At 70.1% G+C, this 1,524-nt stretch carries 2 protein-coding genes; both read left to right on the top strand.

What is annotated here, in order from left to right; genetic code table 11:
- Window positions 1–228 (top strand): acetyl-CoA carboxylase biotin carboxyl carrier protein subunit (locus tag U9R90_RS36135; protein ID WP_411061727.1); only part of this gene is annotated, 228 nt, incomplete at its 5' end.
- A complete protein-coding gene (locus tag U9R90_RS36130) occupies window positions 225–1,385 on the top strand; it encodes an acyl-CoA dehydrogenase family protein (RefSeq protein WP_411061726.1) in 1,161 nt (386 codons plus the stop codon). The genes U9R90_RS36135 and U9R90_RS36130, both read left to right, overlap by 4 nt.
- Window positions 1,386–1,524 lie beyond the last annotated feature (139 nt).

The following is a 1,524-nucleotide window of genomic DNA, read 5'->3' as shown; positions in this document are numbered from 1 at the left end:
CTGCTCGCCCCCATGCCCGGCACCGTCGTCAGGGTCGCCGACGCACTCGCCGAAGGCGACCGCGTACAGGCCGGGCAGCCGCTGCTCTGGCTGGAGGCCATGAAGATGGAGCACCGCATCACCGCTCCGGTCTCCGGCACGCTCACCGCCCTGCACGCCGAACCCGGCCGCCAGGTCGAGGTCGGCGCCCTGCTCGCCGTAGTGCACGAGGAGGAACCATCCACATGAGCACCGTCATCGAAAGCCAGGAGCACCAGGACCTGCGCGCTGCCGTCGCCGCGCTCGGCAGGCGCTACGGTCGCGACTACCTGACCAAGGTCGTACGCGACGGAGGCCACCCCCAGGAACTCTGGGCCGAAGCGGGCAAGCTCGGCTACCTGGGCGTGAACCTCCCCGAGGAGTACGGCGGCGGAGGCGGCGGCATAGCCGAACTGTCCATCGTGCTGGAGGAGTTGGGCGCCGCGGGCAGTCCGCTGCTGATGATGGTCGTCTCGCCCGCCATCTGCGGCACGGTGATCGCCCGCTTCGGCACCGAGGAGCAGAAGCGCCAGTGGCTGCCGGGCCTCGCGGACGGCACCCGCACCATGGCCTTCGGCATCACCGAGCCGGACGCGGGCTCCAACTCGCACCGGATCACCACCACGGCCCGCCGCGACGGCACCGACTGGGTGCTCACCGGCCGCAAGGTCTTCATCTCGGGTGTCGACATCGCCGACGCCACGCTCATCGTCGGCCGCACCGAGGACGCCCGTACGGGCAAGCTCAAGCCGTGCCTGTTCATCGTCCCTCGGGACGCCGAGGGGTTCCAGCGCCACCAGATCGACATGGAACTCCAGGCCGCGGAGAAGCAGTTCGAACTCGTACTGGATGACGTGCGGCTGCCCGCCGAGGCGCTGGTGGGCGACGAGGACGCGGGGCTGTTGCAGCTGTTCGCCGGGCTCAACCCCGAGCGCGTCATGACGGCCGCGTTCGCGGTCGGCATGGGGCGGTACGCGGTCGGCAGGGCCGTCTCGTACGCCAAGGAGCGCAGCGTGTGGAAGGCGCCGATCGGGGCGCACCAGGCGATCGCGCATCCGCTGGCGCAGTGTCATATCGAGCTGGAGCTGGCCCGGTTGATGATGCAGAAGGCGGCGGCGCTGTATGACGCGGGAGACGATGTGGGGGCGGGCGAGGCGGCGAACATGGCGAAGTTCGCGGCGGCGGACGCGTGCGTCAAGGCGGTGGACCAGTCGGTGCACACGCTCGGCGGGAACGGCCTCACGCGGGAGTACGGCCTGGCGTCGCTGATCGTGGCGTCACGGGTGGCGAGGATCGCCCCGGTGAGCCGCGACATGATCCTCAACTACGTGTCGCACCAGACGCTGGGCTTGCCCAAGTCGTACTAGGCGCGAAAATCCAGCCCGGCCAGAGTTCGAGGCCATCTTTGAGCCCGGCCGACGAGGCCTTTCGGGAAGGGGCGGGGTGGGGGAAGATTCCGGCACACCAGCCCCCATCCACCCCCACCAACCCGCACCCACCGCACCC

This window comes from Streptomyces sp. E11-3 (genome assembly GCF_046540415.1).
Lineage (GTDB): Bacteria > Actinomycetota > Actinomycetes > Streptomycetales > Streptomycetaceae > Streptomyces.
This window is presented reverse-complemented; position numbering and strand designations above follow the sequence as displayed.

Bases quoted from the DNA above. Each gene is read 5' to 3' on its own strand.
- U9R90_RS36130 (WP_411061726.1), top strand. From the start codon at position 225: ATGAGCACCGTCATCGAAAGCCAGGAGCACCAGGACCTGCGCGCTGCC.